Here is a 26,162-nt window from a genome sequence, read left to right on the forward strand (position 1 = left end):
AAATATTTAATACTATTAAATCAAAGCTAATAATTGCTGTTTTTATAATGATGACACATTAAAATATTTTATCGGAAAACCACTTAGCTAAATCTGTTTTAATAAATATTCACATACGTTATTCGAACGAAGTCTAGCTGCCACAAAAGGGGGCTGTACTCCTTTTGCGCCTTCGAGCGGAAGTCCCAGCCATAAAATTTTATCGTCAATAATCACAAAAGGAAACGGAAATCTTTGGTCAATCCAGACATCACAGCTTCTCCACTTTTGATTGGAAATAACGGTCAATTTAATTTGTTTTCCTCTATTTATTAACTGTCTATTCCATTCTTCGGATAACTTGGTACCCTCTGGAAGGGAGATGGTAATCGATGACGTTGCCGATCTCAGGTCTTGAAAAACCGCTTCCACTTTTCGCGCATGAATCCACCTTAATTTTTGGTGTTGATTTCGAATCCATGAACCTATTTCTTTCGTTGTGACCGTTTGTTTGTTCCGAACCTGATGGTCAACAAGTTTTCGAAGTGTTTTTCCTTTATATAGGTGGCTTTCGATAAAATTTCTGTTGCTAACGTGCAGAAATTTCCCTTTCGTTCTCGTAATCGCTACGTTAATCAATCGTTCACTGTCCTTGCCGGTGACTAGCATACCGGCTCGATCTTGCGGGGTACTATCGACCGTATCAAATATCATCACATCCCGTTCACTCCCCTGGAATCGGTGGACAGTAGCAGCAATAATATCCGCCCCGCTGCGCTCTTTCTCATATATCTCCTCAAGAAGCATTTCCATAAGATTCGCCTGTGCACGGTAAGGTGTCACATACCCAATTGATTTTGCCCCACCCAAATATGACTCATGAATCAATTGAAAAGACAGCAATAGTTGCCATAGATTAAATCTGGAATTAGTTGTTTTATCACTTACACAATGCAAGCCCGTGAAACTTGTATCTATAAGCACAGCAGCTTGATCTTTAAAAGGAGCGAGACGAGTAACGCTATTTCTGCTTTTAGAAACACTTTCGTGATCTCCAACAAGAGAATGGTAGATGTATCGATTGGTAAAAGCTGAAATATCCGGGTGCATCCTCCGCTGTTCTTTTAATAAAAAGAGCTGAGGGTGAAGCTTCCCTTCATTCAACCATTCCACCACACCTGCCTTATGGAACACATCCTCTTTTAGCCATTCGGAAACAAGCGGATTCCTGCTTGAAGCAATCGGAGGCAATTGCTTGAAGTCACCGCAAATAATGACCCGCTTTCCTAAGGCCGCGGCAAAAGCTGCCTGTGGCACATAGGCCATACTTGCTTCATCGAGGATGACGATGTCATAATCCGGTTCATAAACAGCGCTGTCACTTGCCGCCTTTGCCAGCGTCGTTCCTACTATGAACGCATCTTTAACTAATTGGACTTCTTTCTTCCGAATTTTTTCCAGTATCCTAGAAAACTTTGTTTCTAGTTCCAGCAGATGTTCCGAATCTCGTTTACTGAAAGAATTGGCCAAGTCTTGCTTTAAGTGACGTCTTTCTTCACCTAGTCTCTCTCTATCCTGTGCAAGTAGGGGGTCCTGCTTTTCAATAAGCAGATTTGCGGTAATTTCGTGATGGGCAGATAACGTTTCCCCGATGTTTCCGCCGTAGCGAAGCACATCCCCTTCTCGGAATCTTTTTTTCTTTTTAATAAAATCTGTCAGTTCACCCATCAAAACGTCGACAGCTTGATTGCTATGCGATAAAATCAACACTTTTTTCTTCTGAAAATATTTGTTTGCTGCAGTTCTTGCCAAGGTGTAGGTCTTTCCGGTACCTGGAGGCCCCCAGACGAACGTGGCAGGATTGTATTTAGACCTCAAAATCAATTCATGGACATTACTCTTGATCTTCGCCTTAGGATGTTTAGTTTCCATGGAAGGATTCATCAATCTCTTCACTCGCAGCCGCTTTTGTTTGCTTTTCTTGATTTCATCCAAGCGCTCTATTAATTGTTCTAGCAATTCCCAAGGGTCATGCAGCAGATTTGCATCCGGGATGAGATCGCCAAAGTTTTGTTCTAACTCAAGAATAACTCCCCTGCCTTCTGAGGAAAGTATCTTTCCACTACTTTTCATCGTTCCCCATTCCAATTTTATGGATGAACCAACCGGTATCCTTAATGAGATAGCTGTATCAAAATAATAGCTATAAGGGCCGTCATTTGATAACAGCCTTCCATTTGTAACAGAATAGCGGCTTCCGCCAAATTTTTTTAAGTGATTAATCTCATGTTGCAGTGCGTTCTGCCATTCTTTTATATACGTTTTCGTTGTTGTCATTTGCTTCACCTTGTCATTTACTACTTATAAGAAAGGTAGTTATACCTATATCTATTCTTATTAGGACATTGTCCTTACTTCTTTCGCTCATAAGTTCATACTCTATCATACAATAATTAGACTCATAGAATAACGTAAATCCATATAATTGGAATTTTAAAAAACGGAAGTAGATGGAAAAGATAAAGGTGCTATCCAAATAGTAAGATTTTCTTACTTCCTGGATAGCACCTGTTTTAATTCCGTTTTTTTTACATAACCTTATTTTTTTCCTTGTTTTGAAACAGAAACTTTACTTAGTAAATTCCCACTGCATCAAATCCAGAATTTGCAGCAGCTTCTTCTGCACTTCCTTCCCCATATAAATCAATTGCAGACTGAACAATAGCCTTACGTGCGTCACTAAAATTGGAATTTGGAGTTAAATAAACGGATATTGCTCGATAATAAATTTGTCCTAATTTCTTTCTTCCAATTTCCTGACCAATTAAGTATGCGGCATGGTTCGTAATCGAGGAGTTCACATGGACACCGCCGTTATCTACTGATTGCGGCATATTATAATATTCCTTCATATGTGCCGGATAAACTCCGCTGCCATATGCAGCTCTTTGTGCATTACTAACTACAACACTATTTGGATCACTCATACTGCGCAATCTCGTTACACCATTGGCTTTAGCAGCCGGTGCCATAATCTCCTCGCCTATTTCCCAATCTTTATCGTCAACGAGTGCACCAAAGACGTCTGTAAAGGATTCATTAAGCGCTCCAGGTTGATTGCGATATACTAAGTTTGCGGTATGGGAAATAACACCATGAGTCATCTCGTGGGCAGCAACGTCAAGACCTGCAGATAGTGAAATAAAGAACTCACCGTCTCCATCACCATAGGTCATCCAAGCACCATTCCAGAAAGCATTATTATAGTTTTTATCATAGTGAACATAGGAGTTAATAGCCATCCCTTTCCCATCAAGGGAATTTCGGCCATGTTCCTTCAGATAGTATTCATATACCTTCTCTGAATTATAGTGTGCATCCACTGCAGCTCGATCATAATCACCGATAAATGCAGCAGAATTCCCAACATAAAGAGTATCATTTTTAGTATTCGTGTCATTTTTAGAATCGAACGTAAATATACCTCCAAGATTCTCATGTGCCAAATCTGCTAAAGCAAACTTTGTTCCAGATTTCGGTTCCTTCACTTGGGAGATATGTAAATCCCTGTGAGCCCCATGCACACCTTTTCCAACACCATTTTGTGGTTTGAATTCATCAAAATCCATTATACCGTTATACTTATCAATGACTTCTCCCGTTTTTGCATCCACATAGACAAACCAATTACCAGGTTCATCCCCCATGAAGTTAACATTCACTTTATAAGCTGTATGATTTTCCCCTTCAAAAGGATAAACCACAAGCTCAGAAGTTGGTTCATATGTCAGTTCGTCAGGAGCATTAACAGAGGTTAATGCGGTCTTTAGTGCATCATCACTACTTAAAGAAGCAGTAGTGTCCACAGTACCATCGTCAATCGTCTGATTGATTCGTCCATTGACGGATACTACTTCATTATTCTTATTAAAATGAACAATAACTTCTGATCCTTCTACATTAAGTCCATTTATTGTCTGATTGAAACGGACATGCGTCATACCAAGTTTATCTTTTTCTGTACTTTTTACTTTAAGATTTTTATCTGGATGTTTTATTCCGGTTTTATCTTCGTTTTTCTTCAAATAATTTAATGCATTGGAAGAAGTGCTAGAAGAGAATTTCTCTGTAAATCGATCCTTCACAAAAAAAGGAACACTTGCTTTCTCATTCCACTTTTTAGCAACTTGTACACTACTAACCACCTTCGAATCAATAGGCTTCGCAAATACACCACTTAATGGGATAGAACCTACCAAAATCACTGACGACAGAGCTACAGGTACAATAAACTTTTTCTTCAACTCTATTCCCCCTTTATTTTACTCACCATAATTATAAATAATAGGAAAATAATTTACATGAATACTTAGAATTATTTTAATTTTTAAAATAATAGCAATAAAATCCTATAAAACTTGCTGTAATAGGTAGAATGAATCGTATGACATTAATAATATGTTGTTAAATGAATGGAATTTTCTATTGCAATTGTCGTTGCTTATAAAACCTAATAATAGAAATAGGGGACTTTACCATTTAATTAGGAGTATGAAAGGTAGAATGATAGTTGGTTTGGCAGAGTGCCTATGTCAGCATACACAAGAACAAATCTGAGTAAAGTTGCAAGACCATTTAACAGGGAATTCCCCAAACTCTTAGCCTGGGAAACAAAAACTCGCTTACATTTTTTCAGCTGTAATTACTAATGAAGTTTCATTTTCTACTCACCAATAGTATTAAGTCGAAAAAAGAGGAATTCACCTACCATTTCACGAAATATTACCTATAACGAAAGGAGGATTTTATGAAACCACCTATAGCAAAACGCATTCCTCATCCCCATGAATTGCATGGCGATGTACGCGAAGACGACTTTTATTGGCTCAGGGATCGCACCAATCCGGAGGTCATCCATTATTTAGAGGAAGAAAATCGGTATTACGATGAAATCATGCGCCCATTGGAGAAACAAACCGAACTAATTTATCAAAGCATGCTTGACCGTGTTCCCGATTCAGAAGTGAAAGTGCCGGTGCAGCATGGACCATACTTCTACTATTCCCGTTTGGACAAAAACAAGCAATATCCAATCTATGCACGTAAGCAGGCGACAAGCCGAGATCTTTTGCCAAAAGTGCCAGAGGAAGTAGTGCTTGATCTAAATGAATTAGCCAAAGATGGTGAATATTTAAGCGTAACGATGCAGCGTATGAGTACCGATCATAACCGCCTCGCTTATTTGGAGAATCGGGATGGCACGGACCGATATACCATCCATGTCAAGGACATGAAAACTGGCGAGCTTCTGTCCGACCGAATTCCAGATGTCTTTTTATATGGCAGTATGGAATGGAGCAGGTGCGGGGAATACATTTTTTACATTACCGTTGATAAAAGTCAACGCCCATACCAGTTGTGGCGCCATCGTTTAGGCAGTGATGTGGAAAATGATCAGCTGATTTTTGAAGAAAAAGATATTACTTTTACCTTAAGTATGTATAAATCATTAAGTGGTAAATTTATTTTTGTACATTCAAGATCGAAAACGACGAGCGAGATTCGCATGATAGATGCTGATTCCCCGTTATCACCTTTACAGCTATTAGATGGACGGCGAGAGGGATTAGAATATGATGTCGAGCATTGGGGAGATGAACTGCTCATCCTGACAAACGAAGGGGCACCGAACTTTCAGTTACTCCGTTGCCCTCTAGGTGACCTCGATTCACGGGTAAAAGTCGCCCCGTATAACGAAGATCACTATCTTCAAGCCATGTACCCTTTTCGAGATGCATTGCTTATCTTTGGACGCGAGAACGGGTTGACGCAAATCTGGGTACTTCGTGAAGGAGAGTTACAGCGAATTGAATGGGATGAACCTCTTTACACCGTGTCGATTTTATCCGATCAAAGCTATGAGACAGCGGAAGTATTAATCCAATATGAATCCTTGCTCACACCTAAAACAACTTACGGGCTGAATCTCCTTACTGGAGAGAAGCAACTTTTGCAAGTTGCTCCTGTCAGCGGAGAATATGATCGTTCCCGTTTTCGTCAAGAGCAGTTGTGGGCGATAGCCGAGGATGGAGCCAAAGTGCCGATGAACATCGTCTATCAAGAAGGAGCGCTTAGGTCTGGGCCTGCGCCGTTAATTTTGTACGCGTATGGATCGTATGGTGCAAACAGCGATCCACATTTTGACCCGTATCGTATTCCGTTATTGGAAAAAGGAATTATATGGGTTACTGTACAAGTGCGTGGCGGTTCCGAAATGGGACGCAGCTGGTATGAAGACGGAAAAATGCAGAATAAAAGAAACACATTCACCGATTTTATCGCTGCAGCGAAATATCTTATTGAGCAGGGCTACACAACCTCAAGTAAAATGGCTGCCCGCGGAGGCAGTGCGGGAGGTTTGCTAGTCGGCGCAGTGGCCAACATGGCCGGTGAACTGTTTCAGGTCATTGTTCCGGCAGTACCGTTCGTCGATGTAGTCACGACAATGCTCGATGCCACGATTCCCCTTACCACCCTTGAATGGGATGAATGGGGCAATCCGCAAAATAGAGATGACTATTTCTATATGAAGTCATATAGCCCATACGACAATGTAGAAGCGAAAGACTATCCGCATATGTATGTCACAACTGGTTTGAACGATCCAAGGGTCGCTTATTGGGAACCGGCCAAATGGGTTGCACGCCTTAGAGCCGTAAAAACCGATGACAATGTCCTAGTGCTCAAAACGAATATGGGAGCGGGTCATTTCGGCGCATCAGGTCGTTTCAACCACTTAAAGGAAGCTGCCGCTTGCTATGCATTTATTCTTAATAAGCTTGGTGTCGCTACCGAATAAAAAATCAAGACCCCCGGTAATCGGGGGTTAAGATATGATCATAATTGCGCCTTAAAAATGTCCAGTTAATATGTGGCACCGGTGAATTTTTTAATTCAATTATGTTTCAACGAAAGCTTCACAACATCATCTAAATATTTTGTTGTATTATATCCATGAATCACCAGTTTTTTAGGAATTACCTTCTCTCCAGTGTTGTTACTTTCCAACATTATGTTTTGAACAGTAGCCAAATAGCGAGGCTGCTCGATTTCCTCATAAACAGTAGAGACATCATTTATATCATATTCGACCCCGTTTTTATCAATGAGTACTCCTTCAGAATTCATCTCTCTTGAATTAATCTCATTTTCCTCATTCCCCACAACCTCCAATTGAAGTGAATCATATGCTCGATTCTTGATTTCACGATTGCTTATCACAACATTGGCAGGCTGTCCAACTTCCACCTTGTCGATTGAAATGGTGCTGCCAGCATATTCAAAGGTCTGAGGATAACCTTTTGAAGCATCCAATTTGATGGTTTTTTCGTCTTGTATCGTTAAATGAACAGAATTGAATTGAACGTTAATCTCTTTTGGTTTTTCTCCAAAAAGTGGATCAAAGAGTATCTGAAAAGTACTCCAATCCATGTAATTACTTGCAAAAGAGCTGCCATATATATCAGTTTTCACTTTTTTATTGTTCACTTCTAGATTATCAACATTAAGAAAATCTATCCGCTTTTGTGGCTGGCCATTATTAACATCTAATTGCAAAATTGTTGCCGTTGGAGCAATGGTTAGTTTCTCAAACCTAACCGGCACCCCCTCGACTTTTGTTTTTCCAGCCAATGCATATTCTTTAGAGGGACTTTTTGTTACAGGTATATCGAAGTTCCACTCCCCTGTTTCATATCCCGTGTCCTCATAAGGAATAATACGTTTACGGTCAGAGGAATCACGAACAATTTTCTGAAGTTTTGTGATCGTAAGTTTGATGGTCCCTTTATCCTTTGTCAGCGGCTGCAGACTCATCTTTCCGTGATACACGTTCTTTTCCTTATTGTTTATATCCGATTTAAGGTCAGGAGGATGGTACCTTGGATATGTTTCAGGATTCATGATTTCACTTTTGTTCTCCACAACAACACCATCGTCATCATAACCTATCACATATTGATTATCATCAGCTGTATCTTCTATTTCATAAAATACAAGTGTCTGAACATCATCGGCAATCGCACCTGTAATTCTAATTTTTACCCCATTACTTTCCGCTACCAAGTTCAGCTTTTCACCCAGGTTGTGTTGCAAAAGGGCTCGTAATTGCTGATCTTTTATTGTCCATGTATAGTAGAGGTCAGTAAACGAGCCTGTAAAAAACCCTATACTCATTACTAATACGAAAACACTAGCAAAAACAAGTCCTATTTTTTTACGTTTTTTACTCTTCCGTTGTCTATGCTTTTCCTTTTCTGCCAGCCTATCTTTGACATTCTCCATAAAACCAGATGGCACGTAGTCCATCCTTTCAGTAAAATTTAATATGGTTAACATGATATCCTGAAAGGTACTTAAATCATCCTGACATTCTTGACAATGGTAAATATGTTTCTCTAAATCAATCTTTTTCGACCGATCCAGAGTTTTTTCTAAGTAATCGATGTAATTCTTATGATATTCTTTACAGCCATTAAAGCTTGACTCATACCCCATTCCTTTTTTTAGTGACTGGATTCCGGAAAACAAATGATCTTTTAACTCTTCCACGGAAATCTTAAGAAGATGTGCAGTTTCTTGCTTAGAAATTCCTAATATATATGTAAGAATAACCGCTTCTTTTTCAAGCTGTTTCAACGGATTAAGTGCTTTAAATAAATCCTTATGTAGTTCACTTTCCTCCGAAACTTGTAAACTTCTATCATCCGAAAGCTCCCGGCTGGTTTGTATAAAAATGGATGTAATCCATGTTTCGTATGATGTTTTATTTTTAAATCGAGGCAACTCCTCGTTCACTTTTATAATGGACCGGTAAAAAAGCTCTTCTATTTGATGCTGATTCCTAAAATAACACCAACCTAGAATATAGAACGATTGTTTATGCTGATTGAACCAATCGACGGCGGATTCCACGTTTTTTTCTCTTATCAAAGTGATTGAATTGGATTCTATTTTTGCTGTGATCATAAATTTCCTCCCCCCTTATTTGCATATTCTTTATACACTATGATATAGAAGGAGGAAGTTACTGGCAATACTGGAAGTCCCCTATTTATTAACTTTTATGAACTTTCAAGAAACAATAAGGACGGATCTCATGTTTCCAAAAAAAGAAATATGGGATCCGTCCCTATATATCTATCTACTTAAAAATCCGATTCATTTCTATTTCAAGTTCGTCGAAATAGGAGGACGGTGCAGTTTCATTCTGTTTATAGGTGCTGACACTTTTCACATCACGATGCTCGAAGTGATAAATAGTAATCTCCTTATTAAATGGATTGACAATCCAATATTCACTGACACCGGATTCCATGTACAGATCCAATTTTTTCACGATATCTTTACTTCGCGTACTTTCTGATAACACTTCCACAACAAGAGCTGGTACACCCGTGTAATAGTCCCTCTCATCCAAATGGTCATCTAAATCACATATAATCATCAAATCTGGTTGCACAACACTGAAATACACCGCGATTAGGTCTTAGCTAATTAAACCTTAGCTAAAGGGGAGATAAAAATCAATGAAGGACCAGGATTCAGCTCCTCAAAATAGGACAAGTTTGGGATTTTAGAAATAGTTTTGCGAAAGAATAGAGGAAAAAAGAAAAGAGAGAAAGAACTCTTGTGTCCTCCTCTCTTGCTTTTGCTAATTTTAAAAAAAAACAGCAATTAAACAGGAAAAGAGAAAGTTTTAACAGTCACTTTGCTCTTTTCTTGAAATGTCCTCCCGACCCCTTGTCCCGTCAACATTCTTTAAAGTTATCAAGCATTGCACGCACTTCATCTGTTGATTTTGTGCCCATCAATTGATTTCTTAATTCACTCGCACCTCGAAACCCTTTGACATATATCTTAAAAAAGCGAAGAAGGTGTTTGAATGGACGCGGCTCAAATTCTTTTGAATATTTATCATGAAGATCAAGCTGCAATCTTAAGAGATCCAGCAATTCCTCACTGCTATGTTCTTTCGGCTCTTTTTCAAAGGCAAATGGATTTGTAAAAATACCACGCCCAATCATAATTCCATCGACACCATATTCATGAGCAAGCTTCAAGCCAGTTTGACGGTCCGGAATATCCCCATTGATCGTTAAAAGTGTATCTGGTGCCACCTGATCACGAAGTTTCTTAATCTCCGGAATCAGCTCCCAATGAGCATCTACTTTGCTCATTTCCTTTCTTGTACGCAGATGAATAGAAAGATTAGCGATGTCTTGTTTCAATATATGTGTTAGCCAGTCCCGCCATTCATCTACATACGTGTAACCAAGCCTTGTCTTCACACTTACAGGCAATCCCCCAGCTTTTGCTGCTTGTATGATTTCCGCAGCGACTTCTGGACGGAGGATAAGGCCGCTTCCCTTCCCTTTGGCTGCCACATTGTGCACAGGACAGCCCATATTGATATCCACACCTCGAAATCCAAGTTTCGCCACACCAATACTCGTTTGCTTAAAATATTCGGGCTGATCCCCCCATATATGTGCCACCATCGGTTGTTCATCTTCTGTAAAAGTTAAACGCCCACGCACACTCTGGTTCCCCTCAGGATGACAATAACTCACCGTGTTTGTAAACTCCGTGAAAAACACATCAGGTCTGGCTGCTTTACTCACGACATGGCGAAAAACAACATCCGTTACATCTTCCATTGGTGCAAGTATAAAAAATGGTCGTGGTAAATCACGCCAAAAATTATCTTTCATTTTCAATCCCTCTCACTATGGGACATCAGGTCAAACCCTTGTCCCCAAAATATCAAGCAAAGATGTCCCTGCTTCTTTTACACTTATACCATGCTTAAGCACTTTTATCAAAGTAAAATATATTTTGCTTACTATATCCTTTAATATTAACAAATAACAGGGACAGATACAGTCCATGTTTCTACTACATATTATTGGAAACTCTCTAATCATTAGATATCGGCATATCACATACTTGTCCCTTCGTCCCTGCCTAAATTTGTGAAAAAAATTATTGGCAGGGAAAACACTGCTGGAAATTTTGCAGAAGTATTTATGTTTTTCAATATGGGACAATGGTAAGATTTTGTTTTGACATATGAAAAGCACCTCCTTAATCGATAGGTTTATCCTACCAGGAGGTGCTAATCTAAATTATATTACATTAAGTGTATTAAGTGGAAGACGATACCAACCACGAACAACCCAAGAATCATTACGATTGGAGAAACTTTCTTCTTAAGCAACCACATGCATAAAAATGTTATCGCCAACCCAGCTAAACCAGGAATTAAGCTATCCAAGTTGTTTTGTAAAGTAGTTATTTTGACAGGCTCTAATGAAAGACCACTAGCTTGCTGTTCCAACGCAGTTTTAATTCCTTGCGCTCCAGAAGGCAGTTTATCCCAGTCAATATAAGCACCTTTGCTAAGTTTAACGGAAGATACAATTGGCGTGAATTTTACAGATACCCAACGGTTAACTAATGCACCAAGGATGAACATCCCCAGGATGGATGCACCTTTCGTAATATCTTGAAGTAATCCTCCAGATAGGTCGTCCGTAATTTTCGAACCAGCTTTATAACCAAATTCTTGTGTATACCAAGTGAATCCCATACGAATCAGATTCCATAAAACGAAGAAAATAATCGGCCCAAGGATGTTACCAGTCAACGCAAGAGAAGCCCCTAACGCACCTAGGATTGGTCTAACAGTGAACCAGAAAACTGGATCCCCGATACCTGCTAAAGGCCCCATCATACCGACTTTAACCCCTTGAATGGCAGTATCGTCAACCGGCGCACCGTTTGCACGTTCTTCTTCAAGCGCTAAAGTTACACCAATAATAGGTGAAGCAACATATGGGTGTGTATTAAAGAACTCTAAGTGACGTTTTAGTGCAGCAGCACGATCTTCTTTTGTTTTATATAATTTTTTGATTGCGGGAATCATTGAAAATGCCCAACCGCCGTTTTGCATACGTTCATAGTTCCAAGAACCTTGGATGAAAGTGGAACGCCACCAAACAGAAATACGATCTTTTTTTGATAATCTCAATTCTTTTTCCATTTTTATGTCCTCCCCCTTCTTAGTAATTATCAATAATATCGCCTAATGGATCACCAGTGTTACCGTTTCCGCCATTACCTGAACCGCCTCGTTTGGAAAGGGTTATATAGATAAGTGCAAGAGCCACACCGATAGCACCAAGACCGATAAGTGTAATTTGTGAAACAGTCGCTAATACGAAACCAATCGCAAAGAATGGCCATACTTCTTTTGTAGCCATCATGTTAATAACCATTGCATAACCAACTGCTACGACCATTCCCCCACCGATTGCTAAACCGTCAGTCAACCAAGCTGGCATAGAGGTCAGTAAGTCTCTAACTGGGCCAGCACCAATTGCTACGATTAATAACGCTGGGATGGCAATACGTAACCCCTGCAAACAGATAGCGACGATGTGCCAAAATTGAACTTTTCCGATGTTACCTTCTTTTGCTGCAGCATCCATAAGATGCGCCAATCCAGTTGCAATCGTACGAACGATGATGGTTAATAATAAGCCGGCAACTGCTAGCGGAACAGCGATCGCGATTGCCGAAGACACACCAGCTTTACCTTGTCCACCTAAAACTAAAATAATGGCAGAGGCAACTGATGCTAACGCAGCATCCGGTGCTACGGCAGCTCCAATGTTTGCCCAACCTAAAGCGATCAGTTGAAGAGTACCACCTAAGATAAGACATGGTACTAAGTTTCCAGTAACTAAGCCGATTAACGTACAAGCAACGAGTGGTTGGTGGAATTGGAATTCATCCAAAATTCCTTCCATACCGGCTAAAAATGCTACGATAAAGACTAATATTATTTGAATTACATTCAAATCCATGATGATGAATCCTCCCTTTTCTCCTGATAGTCAGGTTATTTTTGTCTGTTTAACTCCTCTTGAGCCTTCTTGATAATTTCGGCCATGTCGCCTTTTGAATCGTTCGGAACTTTACGTACATCGAAGTTCAAACCAAGTTCTTTTAACTTAGCGAAAGTATCAATATCATCTTGGTTAAAGGCTAGCACTTTATTTGGTTGAACTTTACCAGGTGAGTGTGCCATAGAACCAACGTTGATCGTCTTCAATGGAACGCCGCCTTCAACCGCTCTAAGTGCATCTTGCGGGTTTTCGAAAAGAAGTAGCGCGCGCTGACCGCCGAAGTGTTGGTCATCTTTTGCAAGTTCAATCATTTTATGGATAGGCACAACGTGTGCCTTTACACCTGGAGGAGCAGCCTGTTGGATCAATTTCTTACGAAGTTCATCCTTAGCTACTGCGTCAGATACCACGATGATACGTGTAGGCTGTGTAGCTTTTGTCCAAGCAGTCGCTACTTGTCCGTGAAGAAGTCGTGAGTCGATACGTGCTAACACGTATTCAAATTTACCAGGAGCTCCTGCATTCGATGGACCGGCAGCAACTGTAGCAGATGCTGTTTTGGGTTCCAATTCTTCAGGTCTTACTTTAACCCCTTCTTTAGCTGGACTCAAAATATTCGCGGCAATTTCATGCGCTGTGTTCATGGAGAAGCGCGATGCAAAAGCTTCAATCAACATTGGTAAATTCATACCAGCAACGATTGCCCATTTGTCTTTGTGTTCTTCAAACAAGCTATTGGCTTGGTTGAAAGGAGTTCCACCCCAAAGATCGACTAAGAATAATACTTCGTCTTGGTTGTCGAAAGAGGCGATTGCTTCTTTCATTTTTGCCTTTACATCGTCAGGTCCTTCGCTCGGCATCAATGTAACGGCTTTTACATTTTCTTGTTTTCCAAAGATCATCTCTCCGGATTGCAAGATGCCGTTGGCAAATTCACCGTGACTAGCAATGATAATTCCTACCATCTTTTTTACCTCCTCTATTATTATTGTTACAGCCAATTAACAGGATAAAAATTTCCAACGGTATTTTCTCAGCTGTATTTTTCCAGCTCATCTAAAGCGGTTACAGTTTCAACAAAAACAACAAAAAAGGCATGAGCAAAAAGTCGATTAAATGAAGATTTGGGTATAGAATGCCCCTTACGCTTCATTCCAATCAATACTTTTCACTCATGCCTGATCGAATCAGTAACACGTAAAAAATAATGGCTATTTAAATTTATTTTGCAAGCGCTGTACATGATGTGTAAAATAAACAGCTCCTGCATCAAATAAAATCTATTTCAATGTTTTCTGCAACACTTTATTGAGCTACCATAGGAGATTATAGCACACCGGATATTCCTCTTTCAAGAGGGATGCTATTAAATTACTTTAATTTTGTAACCGTTTATCTTTAGCGATGTTGGAATTGTCCTAACAAAAAAAGACAAGTTCCAACCTGTCTTGTATCTATTACTTATTAATATTTTTCTTGAAGCTTCGTTTGATAACATCAAAGAAACTTAATGATTGGACCATATGATTCGGATCAACGTATTCACGAATTGCCCGCAACACTTTTTTCGTGTCTTTAGAAGAAAATGTATACGTCCCATTTCGCTTAGTTTGGATAGCAAAACGTGGGATCCATTTCCCTTTAAACATGACAGAAGCGATTACGTAATCAACTTCTTCCCAAGGAATTTGAATAAATTTACGAGCATCACGATTATTGTAGAATTCAAATCCTTTGTCTCCAATCATGATTTTACCATAATCTGTAAGACCTGTATGCGCAGTTGCATCCATAACTAAATCGACTTTTGTATTGATTGATTGAACCATTTGATGTGCTCCATTTCTTTCTATAATAAAAATGATTATACGTCGTTTTAGTATTTTAAGCAAAAAATACTTGGGACAAGTACAAGCTTGTTAAATCTAAATGTTGATTTGTATATAGTATTAGGGGAACCTTCATTTGTCGAGGTTCCCCATTCATGTTTAACTATGCTACTTCAAGTTTTTAACTCCAGTTTCTAATATTTCCATTTGCAACAGCGTCTGTTCGTCAGTAATGGTTTTATCTTTACCATTTATGATGGCTTCATATAAATCATCATATACTCTTCCATAATCACCATTTACGGATTTCACTTTTTCTTCGTGGATTGTACCTTCTTCATCCATATATGTCAGTACACCATAATGTTTTATTGTATCAATCCCAAAATCTTTGTTATCAGGCATGTAAAATAACTTTAAATGCTCTTCCTGGCGATCTTTTGTTTCTTTCACAAAGCATCCCTTTTTACCGTAAACAACAAAGCTAGGTCTTTCTTTGAGTCTAAAATAACTGGATTTTACAGAAACTTTTAACACACCATAATATAAATCTAAATCAAAATAATCATTCATTCTTCCTTGGCCCAATAATTGCCTTACATCATAATGGATATGATCCGGCTTGCCAAAATAGCTGATGACCTGATCCAGTGTATGGCACGCATGTCCATACAAAAACGACTCAATCGGGTTAAATTCATGTACAGACTCTGGTACTTCGGGACGATAATAATCATAATGCATTTCCACTTCCAGTAAGTCCCCTATTTTCCCTTCTGCAATGACCTTTTGAACCGTTAAAAAATCACTATCGAAACGTCTATTTTGATACGCTTGAACAATTAAGCCTTTCTCTTTTGCCATAGCAAATATTTCTTTAGCCTGTTCTGAGGTTTCCATAAATGGCTTTTCAACCAAACAGTGTTTATTATGTTCTAATACTAATTTTGCGTATTCATAATGACTGTCCGTTCTTGTGCAAACTACAATCAGTTGAATGTCCTTGTCATTTAATAGTTCATCTAAATCAGAAGTATAATTTACTCCTGCAATCCTATCCCAACTTTCATTCTTAGGATTTCTTTGATAAATTGTTTTCACCTTGATATTCTCTCTTTGCAGTACGAACGGCAGATGATATCTGTTCGTGCTTTTCCCATTTCCAATATAACCAATAGTAAGCATAGCAGCCTCCTAATAATATTTTTATATAATATCTTTTGATGATACTATTCGACCAGTGTTCTTTGCAATTGTTTGGTACCCAATATCAATAATTCCTGTTTTAAGTATATTGGGAAAATAAGTATGTATTCTTCTATAATCAAACCTTGGCTACCTACCAAAATAAATTCTTCTGAGACACCCTTCAAACCCACATTCCACCCAAATAATTGTTGAAACCCTTCGGTAATTATTTCGCTTTTTTTCGGGAATGCTACTGTTGAAAATGAAAGGAGTGTCGATTTTGGCTCGAGGAAAACATTTTAATCATAAAAATAAAAATCATCCCGGAGATTTTCCGAAACATGCAGGACCAGCAGAAAAAACATCGAAAGAGGAGCTTGGTGACGAAGAATTCCTTGTAACCAGGGAAGCCTTTAAAAACAGAACTGAAAACGAGGAAACACGTGGGGATACTGCCCGTTTGCTTCCTGAACAGATGGATTAATAGGCGTGAGATGATCGCGCCTTTTTGGAATCAAAGCTTTTTCAATTGATTGATACAATTCCTGTTTTCTAAATCTCACTATAGATGTTGTGCCACTACCCGTGTAAATATGGGATAATGATAGGCACTTATTTGTTATGAGTTATTTTGGTTAGTAAAATTAAAGAACAGAAATGAAAATTAACGAAACCCGTTCATCTCACTTCCTTTTAACTAACTAGCGAAAAAAATAAGCGGAGATATTCCGGCTAACTGCAAAATGGAGCATATTTCGCAGTAAATAAGCGGAGAAATTCCGACTATGTAAAGCAAAATCTGCCATTTTTGCGTTTTCCGAGTCAATAGGCGGAATTTCTCCGTCTATTCAGTATATTTTTTGTTTTAATTAATACATAAGCGGAATTTCTCCGTCTATTTTTCAGATTGGTCCTTTAACCTGATCCCCCAATCGATAAGAGCGGATCCTTTTGAGTCCAGATGCGGGAATCAGCATCTTTTTATCCACTAGTTGAGAAAGTACTTTTTTTACTGTCTTGTCACTTAGCTTCAAATATTTCTCGACTTCAACAGGGGATATGGCTTCTCCTTTTCGAATCGCTAGCCGCAGCACTTCCTTTTCGACAATGGAAAGAGAGGTTTGATCCAGTTCATCACCCAGCCATTGGCCAATCACTTGCTGAACAATCTGTTGGCATCGACGAGGCTTCTCATTAACTTGATCATATGAAAATCGGATCACGGTCCATCCATCAATCACCAACTGGTTTTGACGTTCCAGGCTATCGGAAAATTGCCATCTGCTAATATTCCTTAGGTGTGGGCCATACCCGTCGACTTCAAGGCAAATTTGGATGGTGGGTCGAATATAAGCAAAATCCAAATACCTTTTGCCATCCTTGAAATCATCGACTTCATATTCTGGATGAAGATATCGAAAATGGTGAAATAAAGGCCACCACACTTGCTTCAAAAACAACATTTCAGCTTGATTGTGACCTTCTTGCAAGCGCCGCAACCTTTCACCGGTTCTTGCCTGCAAGTGAATATTCAAAAAAGCCTGGTATTCTTCTTCAAATCCCACAGTATCCCTGCTCCTCTCCAATGGTCTAGTCTATTACAGCACCCTTTATAGCCTATATATCAATATGAGATTCTCGGGAATAGCTCTACTAAATGATGTCTTTTGTATTCTTTCCATGCAAAGGTTGACTCGGGGAAATTTGATATGAATGATAATGTGCCGGATTGAATTCATAACTTCGACTAAACAATTTTTATTTTCCTTTAAAATCAACTAACTATTCTTCAATAGGAACCATGAAATCATAGTCAGGAACGCCATACTTAGCAAACATTTTTTCCTTATATTCTTCAAAGGACAAATAGAATTTTTCAGGGGGATTCCCTAAAAGAACTGTGAAAACTCCGTCTCTAAATAAAACTAAGTAGCTTTTATTCTGATCGATATTATCAGCCAAAAAGGATGTTTTATCGTTTTCCAATTGCTCATCCGTAACAGCACTATCCAACAATATTTTTTTACGGCTTCCGTCTTTTTTTTCTAAAACTACTACACCATTTCCATCATTCTTTTCCTCTTTGTATTCAAGGCATTCAGTCGTACATTTTTCAATTGTTTTTGAATAATTATAACCACAACGCATGCAATAGGTATATTGTTCACCCGTTTTGTAATAATAATCCTCTATAGCTGAACGTCCACAACACGGGCATTTTGTCGCATAAATATTCGATGCCACAGATTTATCATCTCCTATATTAATTTTTTTGGGATTAATATGTTTTTTTAAAAGGAAATTAAACTGAGAAGGTAAAGTTTTTGTCAGAGTAAAAGAAGTTTTTTCATGAAGCAGGTATAAGTAAGGACGGAAAAATGAGTATTTTTGTTAGTCGAAGTTATTGGGGATGGAACTACTTTTAGTTTAAAAGAAATCCTAATTTTGTCAACAATAGTTTATCTAATATTTTGACAAATACTTTTTAGAAAAGTGTTGTCACTCCTCCGAATATTGCCAATAAATTCGATAAAATACGGGCGGTTACAATCACTGTTTTAAGTTCAGTTCAAACTTAATTGTCCATTTTTTCTGCCATTTCTCTATTATAGTTAAAATGACAATGGAATGATTTTTTTCATTGAACAACATCCTCTTATACTTAAAGAGTTGGAACTAGTGACAATCCCATACCTATTATTTTTCTTAGAGTATTTCCAGCAATTTTCCCAATTAATGTTTTACGAAGTTTTGATTATATCCATCTTTGGTTACTGTTAAGTAAGTATCCGCCGGTAGAACCGGCGGTTTTAGTTTCGTCCTATAAGGGCACTTTACCAACGAAGTCCCTAAAGGGACCTCCGAATTGACCGTCAACCGTTTACTTTCCTATTTATCTTTGAATGGATCAACATATTCTCGCTTGGTCATGTTGTCTCGCAAACGATCCTCTGCTTCTTGCTCTCGAAAATATTTTGCTATTGTCTTTTCGTTTAAGCCAACCGTACTTACATAATAGCCTTTTGCCCAGAATGTACGATTGCCATGATTATATTTTAAGTTTGCATGCCTATCGTGGATCATTAAAGAGCTTTTACCTTTTAAATATCCCATAAAATACGATACGGACATTTTTGGGGGGATTTTAACTAACATGTGTATATGGTCTGGCATTGCATGCGCTTCGATAATTTCTACATCCTTCATATCACACAATCTTCTTAATATGGCACCTATATCTCTTCTTAATTTCCCGTACACAATCTTTCTTCTATACTTTGGAATAAATACGATATGGTACTTACAATTCCACCTTGTATGTGATAAACTATTGTCGCTCGACATGAGCAGGACTCCTCTCGTTATTTGAAGTTGGTTTGACGGCCATCTTCTATTATAACGATTGGAGTTTTTTTTCTGATACAACTCTACAAGTTTCGTTTGCACACAGGCAGAGCCTGTGGTTTAAAAAGACTAAATAAAAAAACTGTCCCCACCGTGTTTATTGGAAGGGACAGGCTTTTCTTGTTGTTATAAAATTGTTAAAAACTTTAATTACTTATAATACGGTTTAGCGAAATAAACCCTAATCAGTTTTTGTAGGAAAGTACCCGGTAAGAATATTGATATTTTAAAAAAAAGACCTTTTTAGTTTCAATCGTTCCCTACTACACGCTTTCCGATGCCAAAGGCGTAATAACTGATGGAAACCAGTGCCAGAAAAACAATCCCCACAATAAGCGATACACGGGTATCTTTATTAAACAACATAGCTATTAATACTAGAACCAGAAAAACGATAGTCAGATAGTTAGAAATTGGGGTAAAAGGCATTTTAAATGGATGATTTGCCATTTTATCACCTTTTGCTTTTCTGAATTGAATCTGGCTAATCAGAATAACAAACCACGGAATCATCCCTGGAAGTACACTGGCACTATATACGTAGACGAATAAATTTTTAGGTGCAATATAACTTAAAATAATTCCCACTGCTAAACCAATCAGTACACCAATCGTACTTAAAAGGGGCACTCCATTTGAAGAAAGTTTTGTAAAGATTTTTGGTGCTTGTCCATTTACGCCCAATGTGTAAAGCATCCGGCCTGCACTATAAATCCCGCTGTTACATCCGGACATTGCCGAAGTGATGACAACAAAGTTAATAATACCGGCTGCCGCAGTAATTCCAAACTTTGCAAATGTGGCAACGAAAGGACTGCCAATTGAATTCAGCTGGTTCCATGGATAAACTGTCACAATCACAAAGATGGCCCCGATATAAAAAATTAAAATCCGCCAAATAATGCTTTGGGTCGCTTTTGTTAACGTTTTTTGTGGATCTTTTGCTTCTCCGGCTGTAATCCCGATTAATTCAACGCCCTGATACGCCCCCATAACAAGTGACAGAGCAAAGAAAAATCCTGACCAGCCGCCTGTAAAGAAGCCGCCATGTTTCCAAAGATTTGCGAGCCCAGTTGGGGTTCCTCCATTGCCAAATCCGAAGAAAATGAGTCCAACCCCCGCAACAATCATAACTAAAATAGTGACGATTTTTATTAAAGAAAACCAAAATTCAAACTCACCAAATGATTTAACCGAAATAAGGTTGGCTGCCCCAAGGATTACAAAAGCAACTAACCCAGGAATCCAAGCGGGCAGATGAGGGAACCAATACTGCATGTATGTCCCAACCGCAATAATTTCCGACATACCGACAATTACCCATTGAAACCAGTTGCTCCATGCCGTTAAGTACCCTGCCAGCGGATGGATATACTTATAACCAAATGTTGCGAAGGAACCTGTGCTTGGCTCCACATATAACATTTCTCCCATTGCCCTCATAATAAAAAAGATAAAAATTCCTGCCAGCATATACGCAAGCAGTACAGATGGACCAGTCCATTGAATGGTACTTGCTGAACCCATAAATAAACCAACACCAATGGTACCACCCAACGCAATCATCTGAATATGTCTCGATTTTAAGCCTCTCTTTAATTCTTCCTTTTCCACTTTGTTTCCCCCTTGTTGTGCCTATCTATTCATCTGAATTATTATTCAATTATAATATTATTCTGTAAAAAAGTTCAATTGTATTTTTCAAGTAGACAAATAACTCATCCGGCTTACTTAAATAAAAGGGTTAAAATTATATTGAATTCTAGGATAATTTTCCGATTGGAATACCAAATTTCTAAATAGGAAGAGGGGATTGAAAAGGCATAAAATAGGCAGAAGAGTTTTACCTCTAAGAAGAAAAGTACAGTTTAACAGTTTTCCAGAATCGGAAGAATCGATAAAGAACAGTTTGCTTTGGATGATGAAAATAGCTTTCTTCAAACTGCTATTACACCCGTTATTCGGAGCAGTATTGCTTGATAAAAATAACTTTTCGTTGGCTGCGGAGATAGTGTTTTTTAAAAAAACGATTCCATTGCAGGTCAAGGTTGTAACCTATCTTCATATTGAGCTGAACAATTGTTTGAAACCCTTATGGAACACAAAAATTCTAAATGAGAAATAAAACTAGGAGAGACTTATTGGAAGCGAATAAAACAATATGAAAAGAAGTAAACGAATTCCATGACAAAACCATTGCCCGATCATGTTGTTCAATTGTTACTTCAAGGTGCCCAAGACCAAGTAATTGCGGATAAAATTGCAGAATGGTTTGCCAATCCTACAAAAGCGTATTAGGGTTTTCCTAAACAAAAATGACGTGTCAAAAAGACACGTCATTTTTATTTATCTATTTCTAAAAAGTCAAAATTTTTGACACTCACTGTTGTAGAGACGTGCACACCTTTACATAATATCCGCTACTTTGACGAGCGACTTTCCAAGATTTGCTCCTTTAAATAGGTCAAGAAAGGCATCAATAATATGGTCGAATCCTTCTGTAATGGTTTCCTCATATTTAAGTTTTCCCCTCGTTTAACCATGCGACTAGTGCTGCGCCACCTTCTTTAAATCGATTAGAGTAATCTCCAAGTGTGAAACCTTTCATAAGCGCACTAGTTTTTATGAGATAAGTTTGAACACGCGGACCCATATCAATATTTACATTATTATAGGAAGAAATTGCCCCGCAAATTGGAATATGAGCATACTTATTAAGGAGTGGGAATACAGCATCAGAACGGGAATCAACATCTTTTTATCAACTAGTTGAGAAAGTACTTTTTACCGTCTTGTCAGATAGCTTCAAATATATCTCGACTTCTTTAGGGAATATGGCTTTTCCTTTTCGACAAAGGACAGAGATGCCTGGTCTAGTTCAATGTAGAATGGCGGTATAAAATGTTGAAGTATTTGATAATTTTAAAAACCTAGGTTTGCGGAAACATATAAATCGTTTTTTGGTATTTTTTCCGGAAACCGATGTTTGAAGACATATTAAGGTTTTGTTTACTTTAACCAACGATCAGGCACTGATCCTCTTAAATCGTTAATCTTTTTCGTATTTCAACTATTTTATTTGTATTCTTTTTGTCTCTCTTATATTAAATCTATTACCCTTCTATGGTTATATAGGTGTTACTATAAAAAGGGATTCGCAAATTTTTTATATTCCACAATTTCTTGAATTCATCAATTGATACTTTGCGATTATAAATATTATTATCATCTTTACAATTCACAAGATAATCCAAGGATTCTGCAATGTATAAATAGTCCTTATCATATCCTATTACCGGAACAAAGTGTAAATTATTACTCTTTTTATGTACTTTAATAAAAACAATAACGGGATTTCCTTTACTAATCTGCCTTTTTAATGTACTTATATTACCTTTATAATAAATCGTTTTAAACCCTTTTTGCTTTAAATAAGTTCGAATACCTTTAGGATACACATACCCTGTTTTCAGTTTACTGGGAAAGTTATCATATATTTCAAACCCATCTGCTTCTATTCCAAAATGACGTAAAACATAAGCAGTAGAAAATGCTGCACATTCAAAGTTTTCTTGTATATCGATTCTATTTTTTGCATAAATCTGAAATTTCTCTGGAAACTCTCCCTTTTTTAAATCTAACCTTGGTAATGTCATTAAATATGCATTAAAAACGGTTGTTAAAACAAGCCATAATAAAATGGTATTAACAACTGCCACATATATCCCCCACTAAATAAAATAAAAAAATTCACAATATCATTTATTTTTTTCTGACTACCTTCATAATATGAATACTCTTATTTTTCTACTACCTCATCAACCTTTTTAACACTTCCATCTTCTGGTACCTAAGCGTCATTGAGTTTTACCCAAACCATTCCAACCGTGGAAACTCCTTTGATTCTATCTTTAGCACAGAGTGTTTGAACTCTTCACTTTGATATTCTTCATTTTAAGGCAGTTCTTTTGGTAGACATTATAATCCATGAAAAAAACTTCTTCCAATCATTTACTATAAAAATATCCTAATTGCGAACAAAATCAATTTAAAAATAACAAGTCTGCATCGTATTAAAATCCTAATATACTTTTACGCAAAAATACCATATTTATTAAACTATAGTCTATTGCTTGTAAAAGCTAGACCTCAGGGGTCAAAAAATCCCCTGAACCATTAGTCCAAGGGAACATGACACACTTCAATATTCAACTAAAAATCGACAACCTATTGGTATCACGCTATTTTAACTCTATCAACGCTACGCACTCAACATGCGCGGAGTGTATGTGGCAACACAGGGGATGCTGGTGAGTATTCAAATATTATGTCGTTACTAATCAGCGAAAATGCTATTGATTTGACTCGGATTAAGCTTTAATAAGAATTTTTTCGGTTTTATTTGAAATTATGGCTATTTATTTTCGCCAGGAAACAAAATTGAATAATAACAATATCATTATTAACTTGTTTGAAATAAATTTGGAACTTCTTAATAACAATTCTTGAAATTCCTTTGTATTTTCCGAATTCCTCAGTATAGGCTTTTCCAATAAGAGGATTTTTTAAAAAATCCTGTGTTTCTAATACAAGTTGAGAAATAAAATCGAGAGTTTCTTCTGGTGTAAATCTTGAACTTCTAAATTAATGAGTTTCTGTCTCACAGCGGGAGTCCAAATCACATTACGGGTTTCCATTAGCTAAAATTCTTCACCGAAAGTGACTTTAAAAGGTCGGAAGTGGTAACTCCATGTCCATTCTTGTATTGTTCTGCACTTTCTTTAAACATCATTTCAAGTTGCGGATTTTTCTTTATGTCAGCTTCTATTGATTGATTGTCTTCCTCTTGAAGAACAAGAGTAAACCTCCCTTTACCTGGAATAGAAAATTGAATTACGGAATTTTCACTATCCATATTATTAATGTATTTCATAAGTTCATCTGAAGACATAACCTTATTCATTTTATCACCGCCGATTAAGGTATTTATATTCACATAATACCACATACCATTGACTCTAGAAATAACAGTGACATTCTATCCAATTCCGTTCCTGAACGACCAACACCATGGTTCTCCTCAATCATCAGAGGGGCTTTCAATATGGGGATAATATTAGATTTAACTAATAAGGTTTGAATATTAGATTTTATTTATCTTTAACATAAAAGCTAGTATAGAGTTCTAATTCCCTTTCGAATTTTTCATGCAACATATTTTTTTCAAATTCATTTATGTATTCAAGTGTATTTTCGAGTATACCAATTTTCATTATTAATGAGATTTCATCAAAAGAAACGCCTGATTGTTTAGTGCGTTTTGCTTTTTCAAGTTCCAACATTCTTTCTATAACCTCTTTGAAACTTTCAAGTGTCCCCCTCTGTTAGGATAGATGTCGTATGATACTTTAGTGTTATAGTTAAGTAAATAACACGGAGGTTGATCAATATGACAGGAAAAAATGGACTACGATATTCGCAAGAACAAAAAGAGGCGATTACCAAACGCATGATGCCCCCAAATAATGAATCCGTGACGAAGATTTCGAAAGAAGAAGGCATCTCAGATGTTACGTTGTACAAGTGGCGTAAAGAAGCTCGCGCGGCTGGTATTGCTACGCCCGGCAATGGACAAACAAGCGACAAATGGAGTAGCCAAGACAAGTTTTTAATCGTGATGGAGACGTTTGCGATGAACGAATCGGAGCTTGCCGAGTATTGTCGTAAAAAGGGGGCTTTACCGTGAACAGATTGAAGCATGGAAAAGTGTATGCCTTCAGGCAAATGGTCAGTTGTTCGACCAAGTAAAACAGCTGAATGGTGCCTTGAAGGAAGAACAGAAGCGTGCCAAGCAATTAGAAAAGGAGCTACAAAAGAAAGAAAAGGCACTAGCCGAAGCTGCAGCTTTATTACTTTTGCGAAAAAAGGCCCAAGCGATTTGGGGGGACGACGAGGAAGAATGATTAGCCCGTCAAATCGCGCATTAGCAGTCGAACTTATCCAAGAAGCCAATCAAAATGGTGCGCGATTAGCGAAGGCATGTGAGGAACTTCATCTCAGCGTTCGGACCTATGAACGTTGGGTGGCAGAGGGTAATGTGAAGGTTGATCAGCGCCCACTTACGAAAAGACCCGTACCGAAAAAGCGATGTTTCGGACACTAAAATATCGACCAGATTTCCCACACAAAGGCTTTGCGTCACTCGAAGAAGCACGAAAATGGGCACAGCAATTTGTCTATTGGTACAACGAGATTCACCTGCATAGTGGACTAAATTTTGTGACGCCTGTACAGTGTCATACCGGGGAACACGTAGCCATATTGGAAAAGCGGAAAAATGTATACAAAGAAGCGAAGGCTAGACATCCAGAACGATGGTCAAAAGGCACAAGAAATTGGGCACCGAATGAACAAGTAGCGCTCAATCCAATGAGAGATGGGGGCCAAACCGAGGTATGGAGGAAATCATAATATTCACCAGGCCAGTAAGCGCAGCGCGGTAGCCTTGACTGAACTCGGAGATTGATAACATTCTATTAAAATACTAAAGTAATTAAATACGACAACTATATTGACAAACACCGCTATTACTTTAGTATAAACTTAAAAGAAAATTTCGGGTTGTTAAACTATAAAAATTCCAAAACCATTTAAGGAGTTTTTAGTATAAGTTCTAAAATGATTTCTCATAGAGACTATTACGTTTTTTACATGAAGATGATAATAAAGCAAAAGAATATCTTTCTTTGATTTACCAATATTTTCAAATACTCCTTTAAAAGATAACTTT

General features: G+C 37.9%; 20 protein-coding genes and 2 pseudogenes. 4 read left to right on the top strand and 18 right to left on the bottom strand.

Annotation, left to right across the window (positions count from 1 at the left end):
- Positions 1 to 87: 87 nt before the first annotated feature.
- Positions 88 to 2,316, bottom strand: a complete 2,229-nt coding sequence (locus AN964_RS23085; RefSeq protein ID WP_055742155.1) for an AAA domain-containing protein — start codon at positions 2,314 to 2,316, stop codon at positions 88 to 90.
- A gap of 296 nt (positions 2,317 to 2,612) precedes the next feature.
- Entirely contained in the window at positions 2,613 to 4,283 is a 1,671-nt protein-coding gene (locus AN964_RS23090; protein ID WP_055742156.1) for a M4 family metallopeptidase, read from the bottom strand.
- Positions 4,284 to 4,786: 503 nt separating this feature from the next.
- On the opposite strand from AN964_RS23090, the gene AN964_RS23095 reads away from it, so the two are divergent.
- Complete coding sequence (locus AN964_RS23095; RefSeq protein WP_055742157.1) at positions 4,787 to 6,838, top strand: S9 family peptidase; 2,052 nt, start codon at positions 4,787 to 4,789, stop codon at positions 6,836 to 6,838.
- Between the two features lie 95 nt (positions 6,839 to 6,933).
- Here AN964_RS23095 and AN964_RS23100 read toward each other — a convergent pair whose 3' ends face one another.
- From AN964_RS23100 to AN964_RS23135, 8 genes are all read right to left on the bottom strand, one after another.
- Complete coding sequence (locus tag AN964_RS23100) at positions 6,934 to 9,006, bottom strand: DUF4179 domain-containing protein (RefSeq protein WP_055742158.1); 2,073 nt, start codon at positions 9,004 to 9,006, stop codon at positions 6,934 to 6,936.
- Between the two features lie 175 nt (positions 9,007 to 9,181).
- Positions 9,182 to 9,499 (bottom strand): Uma2 family endonuclease, encoded by a 318-nt coding sequence (locus AN964_RS23105; protein ID WP_055742159.1) that lies wholly within the window; start codon positions 9,497 to 9,499, stop codon positions 9,182 to 9,184.
- A gap of 289 nt (positions 9,500 to 9,788) precedes the next feature.
- Complete coding sequence (locus AN964_RS23110; RefSeq protein ID WP_055742160.1) at positions 9,789 to 10,751, bottom strand: tRNA dihydrouridine synthase; 963 nt, start codon at positions 10,749 to 10,751, stop codon at positions 9,789 to 9,791.
- 419 nt (positions 10,752 to 11,170) lie between these two features.
- The gene (locus tag AN964_RS23115) at positions 11,171 to 12,082 is read right to left on the bottom strand and encodes a PTS system mannose/fructose/sorbose family transporter subunit IID (RefSeq protein ID WP_055742161.1); all 912 of its coding nucleotides are present in this window, start codon (positions 12,080 to 12,082) and stop codon (positions 11,171 to 11,173) included.
- A gap of 19 nt (positions 12,083 to 12,101) precedes the next feature.
- Positions 12,102 to 12,908 carry a PTS mannose/fructose/sorbose transporter subunit IIC gene (locus tag AN964_RS23120; RefSeq protein WP_055742162.1) on the bottom strand — a complete coding sequence of 269 codons (807 nt, stop codon included), beginning with the start codon at positions 12,906 to 12,908 and terminating at the stop codon, positions 12,102 to 12,104.
- Positions 12,909 to 12,943: 35 nt separating this feature from the next.
- Positions 12,944 to 13,915: a mannose/fructose/sorbose PTS transporter subunit IIA gene (locus tag AN964_RS23125; protein ID WP_055742163.1), complete on the bottom strand. Its 972-nt coding sequence runs from the start codon at positions 13,913 to 13,915 to the stop codon at positions 12,944 to 12,946.
- Positions 13,916 to 14,407: 492 nt separating this feature from the next.
- On the bottom strand, positions 14,408 to 14,779 hold the full coding sequence (locus AN964_RS23130; RefSeq protein ID WP_055742164.1) for a DUF956 family protein: 372 nt from the start codon (positions 14,777 to 14,779) through the stop codon (positions 14,408 to 14,410).
- A gap of 168 nt (positions 14,780 to 14,947) precedes the next feature.
- Positions 14,948 to 15,964: an oxidoreductase gene (locus AN964_RS23135; protein ID WP_055742165.1), complete on the bottom strand. Its 1,017-nt coding sequence runs from the start codon at positions 15,962 to 15,964 to the stop codon at positions 14,948 to 14,950.
- A 274-nt stretch (positions 15,965 to 16,238) separates the two neighbouring features.
- Between AN964_RS23135 and AN964_RS23140 the strand changes: the two genes are divergently transcribed.
- Positions 16,239 to 16,451, top strand: coding sequence for a hypothetical protein (locus AN964_RS23140; protein WP_244885910.1), 213 nt, complete (start codon positions 16,239 to 16,241; stop codon positions 16,449 to 16,451).
- Positions 16,452 to 16,869: 418 nt separating this feature from the next.
- Here the strand turns inward: AN964_RS23140 and AN964_RS23145 are convergent, their stop codons facing one another.
- The 4 genes from AN964_RS23145 to AN964_RS23160 form a co-directional block, all read right to left on the bottom strand.
- Entirely contained in the window at positions 16,870 to 17,532 is a 663-nt protein-coding gene (locus tag AN964_RS23145; protein ID WP_055742167.1) for a putative endonuclease domain-containing protein, read from the bottom strand.
- 217 nt (positions 17,533 to 17,749) lie between these two features.
- Positions 17,750 to 18,211 (bottom strand): hypothetical protein, encoded by a 462-nt coding sequence (locus tag AN964_RS23150; RefSeq protein ID WP_055742168.1) that lies wholly within the window; start codon positions 18,209 to 18,211, stop codon positions 17,750 to 17,752.
- A 645-nt stretch (positions 18,212 to 18,856) separates the two neighbouring features.
- Positions 18,857 to 19,312 (bottom strand): IS200/IS605 family transposase, encoded by a 456-nt coding sequence (tnpA, locus tag AN964_RS23155; RefSeq protein ID WP_055742169.1) that lies wholly within the window; start codon positions 19,310 to 19,312, stop codon positions 18,857 to 18,859.
- A gap of 309 nt (positions 19,313 to 19,621) precedes the next feature.
- On the bottom strand, positions 19,622 to 20,986 hold the full coding sequence (locus AN964_RS23160; RefSeq protein ID WP_083489525.1) for an amino acid permease: 1,365 nt from the start codon (positions 20,984 to 20,986) through the stop codon (positions 19,622 to 19,624).
- A gap of 199 nt (positions 20,987 to 21,185) precedes the next feature.
- On the opposite strand from AN964_RS23160, the gene AN964_RS23165 reads away from it, so the two are divergent.
- Complete coding sequence (locus tag AN964_RS23165) at positions 21,186 to 21,497, top strand: hypothetical protein (protein WP_055742170.1); 312 nt, start codon at positions 21,186 to 21,188, stop codon at positions 21,495 to 21,497.
- Positions 21,498 to 21,778: 281 nt separating this feature from the next.
- On the opposite strand, the pseudogene AN964_RS27205 reads toward AN964_RS23165, so the two are convergent.
- The 4 genes and pseudogenes from AN964_RS27205 to AN964_RS23180 form a co-directional block, all read right to left on the bottom strand.
- Positions 21,779 to 22,112: pseudogene (locus AN964_RS27205) on the bottom strand (NADP-dependent oxidoreductase); the annotation flags it as partial.
- Positions 22,113 to 22,485: 373 nt separating this feature from the next.
- Positions 22,486 to 23,091, bottom strand: a complete 606-nt coding sequence (locus tag AN964_RS23170) for a C39 family peptidase (RefSeq protein ID WP_055742171.1) — start codon at positions 23,089 to 23,091, stop codon at positions 22,486 to 22,488.
- 977 nt (positions 23,092 to 24,068) lie between these two features.
- The gene (locus AN964_RS23175; RefSeq protein ID WP_055742502.1) at positions 24,069 to 24,335 is read right to left on the bottom strand and encodes a hypothetical protein; all 267 of its coding nucleotides are present in this window, start codon (positions 24,333 to 24,335) and stop codon (positions 24,069 to 24,071) included.
- Positions 24,336 to 24,522: 187 nt separating this feature from the next.
- Entirely contained in the window at positions 24,523 to 24,714 is a 192-nt protein-coding gene (locus AN964_RS23180) for a hypothetical protein (protein ID WP_055742172.1), read from the bottom strand.
- A 107-nt stretch (positions 24,715 to 24,821) separates the two neighbouring features.
- Between AN964_RS23180 and AN964_RS25835 the strand changes: the two are divergent.
- Positions 24,822 to 25,843 (top strand): annotated as a pseudogene (locus AN964_RS25835) (transposase).
- The last annotated feature ends 319 nt before the right edge of the window (positions 25,844 to 26,162 follow it).

Source organism: Heyndrickxia shackletonii (assembly GCF_001420715.1).
GTDB classification, from domain to species: Bacteria; Bacillota; Bacilli; order Bacillales; family Bacillaceae_C; genus Margalitia; species Margalitia shackletonii.

What these genes read in the sequence shown, in the direction of transcription:
- AN964_RS23085 (WP_055742155.1), bottom strand. Translation starts at nt 2,316, where the DNA reads ATGACAACAACGAAAACGTATATAAAAGAATGGCAGAACGCACTGCAA.
- AN964_RS23095 (WP_055742157.1), top strand. Translation starts at nt 4,787, where the DNA reads ATGAAACCACCTATAGCAAAACGCATTCCTCATCCCCATGAATTGCAT.
- AN964_RS23100 (WP_055742158.1), bottom strand. Translation starts at nt 9,006, where the DNA reads ATGATCACAGCAAAAATAGAATCCAATTCAATCACTTTGATAAGAGAA.
- AN964_RS23110 (WP_055742160.1), bottom strand. Translation starts at nt 10,751, where the DNA reads ATGAAAGATAATTTTTGGCGTGATTTACCACGACCATTTTTTATACTT.
- AN964_RS23115 (WP_055742161.1), bottom strand. Translation starts at nt 12,082, where the DNA reads ATGGAAAAAGAATTGAGATTATCAAAAAAAGATCGTATTTCTGTTTGG.
- AN964_RS23120 (WP_055742162.1), bottom strand. Translation starts at nt 12,908, where the DNA reads ATGGATTTGAATGTAATTCAAATAATATTAGTCTTTATCGTAGCATTT.
- AN964_RS23125 (WP_055742163.1), bottom strand. Translation starts at nt 13,915, where the DNA reads ATGGTAGGAATTATCATTGCTAGTCACGGTGAATTTGCCAACGGCATC.
- AN964_RS23130 (WP_055742164.1), bottom strand. Translation starts at nt 14,779, where the DNA reads ATGGTTCAATCAATCAATACAAAAGTCGATTTAGTTATGGATGCAACT.
- AN964_RS23135 (WP_055742165.1), bottom strand. Translation starts at nt 15,964, where the DNA reads ATGCTTACTATTGGTTATATTGGAAATGGGAAAAGCACGAACAGATAT.
- tnpA (WP_055742169.1), bottom strand. Translation starts at nt 19,312, where the DNA reads ATGTCGAGCGACAATAGTTTATCACATACAAGGTGGAATTGTAAGTAC.
- AN964_RS23175 (WP_055742502.1), bottom strand. Translation starts at nt 24,335, where the DNA reads ATGAATAAGGTTATGTCTTCAGATGAACTTATGAAATACATTAATAAT.
- AN964_RS23180 (WP_055742172.1), bottom strand. Translation starts at nt 24,714, where the DNA reads ATGTTGGAACTTGAAAAAGCAAAACGCACTAAACAATCAGGCGTTTCT.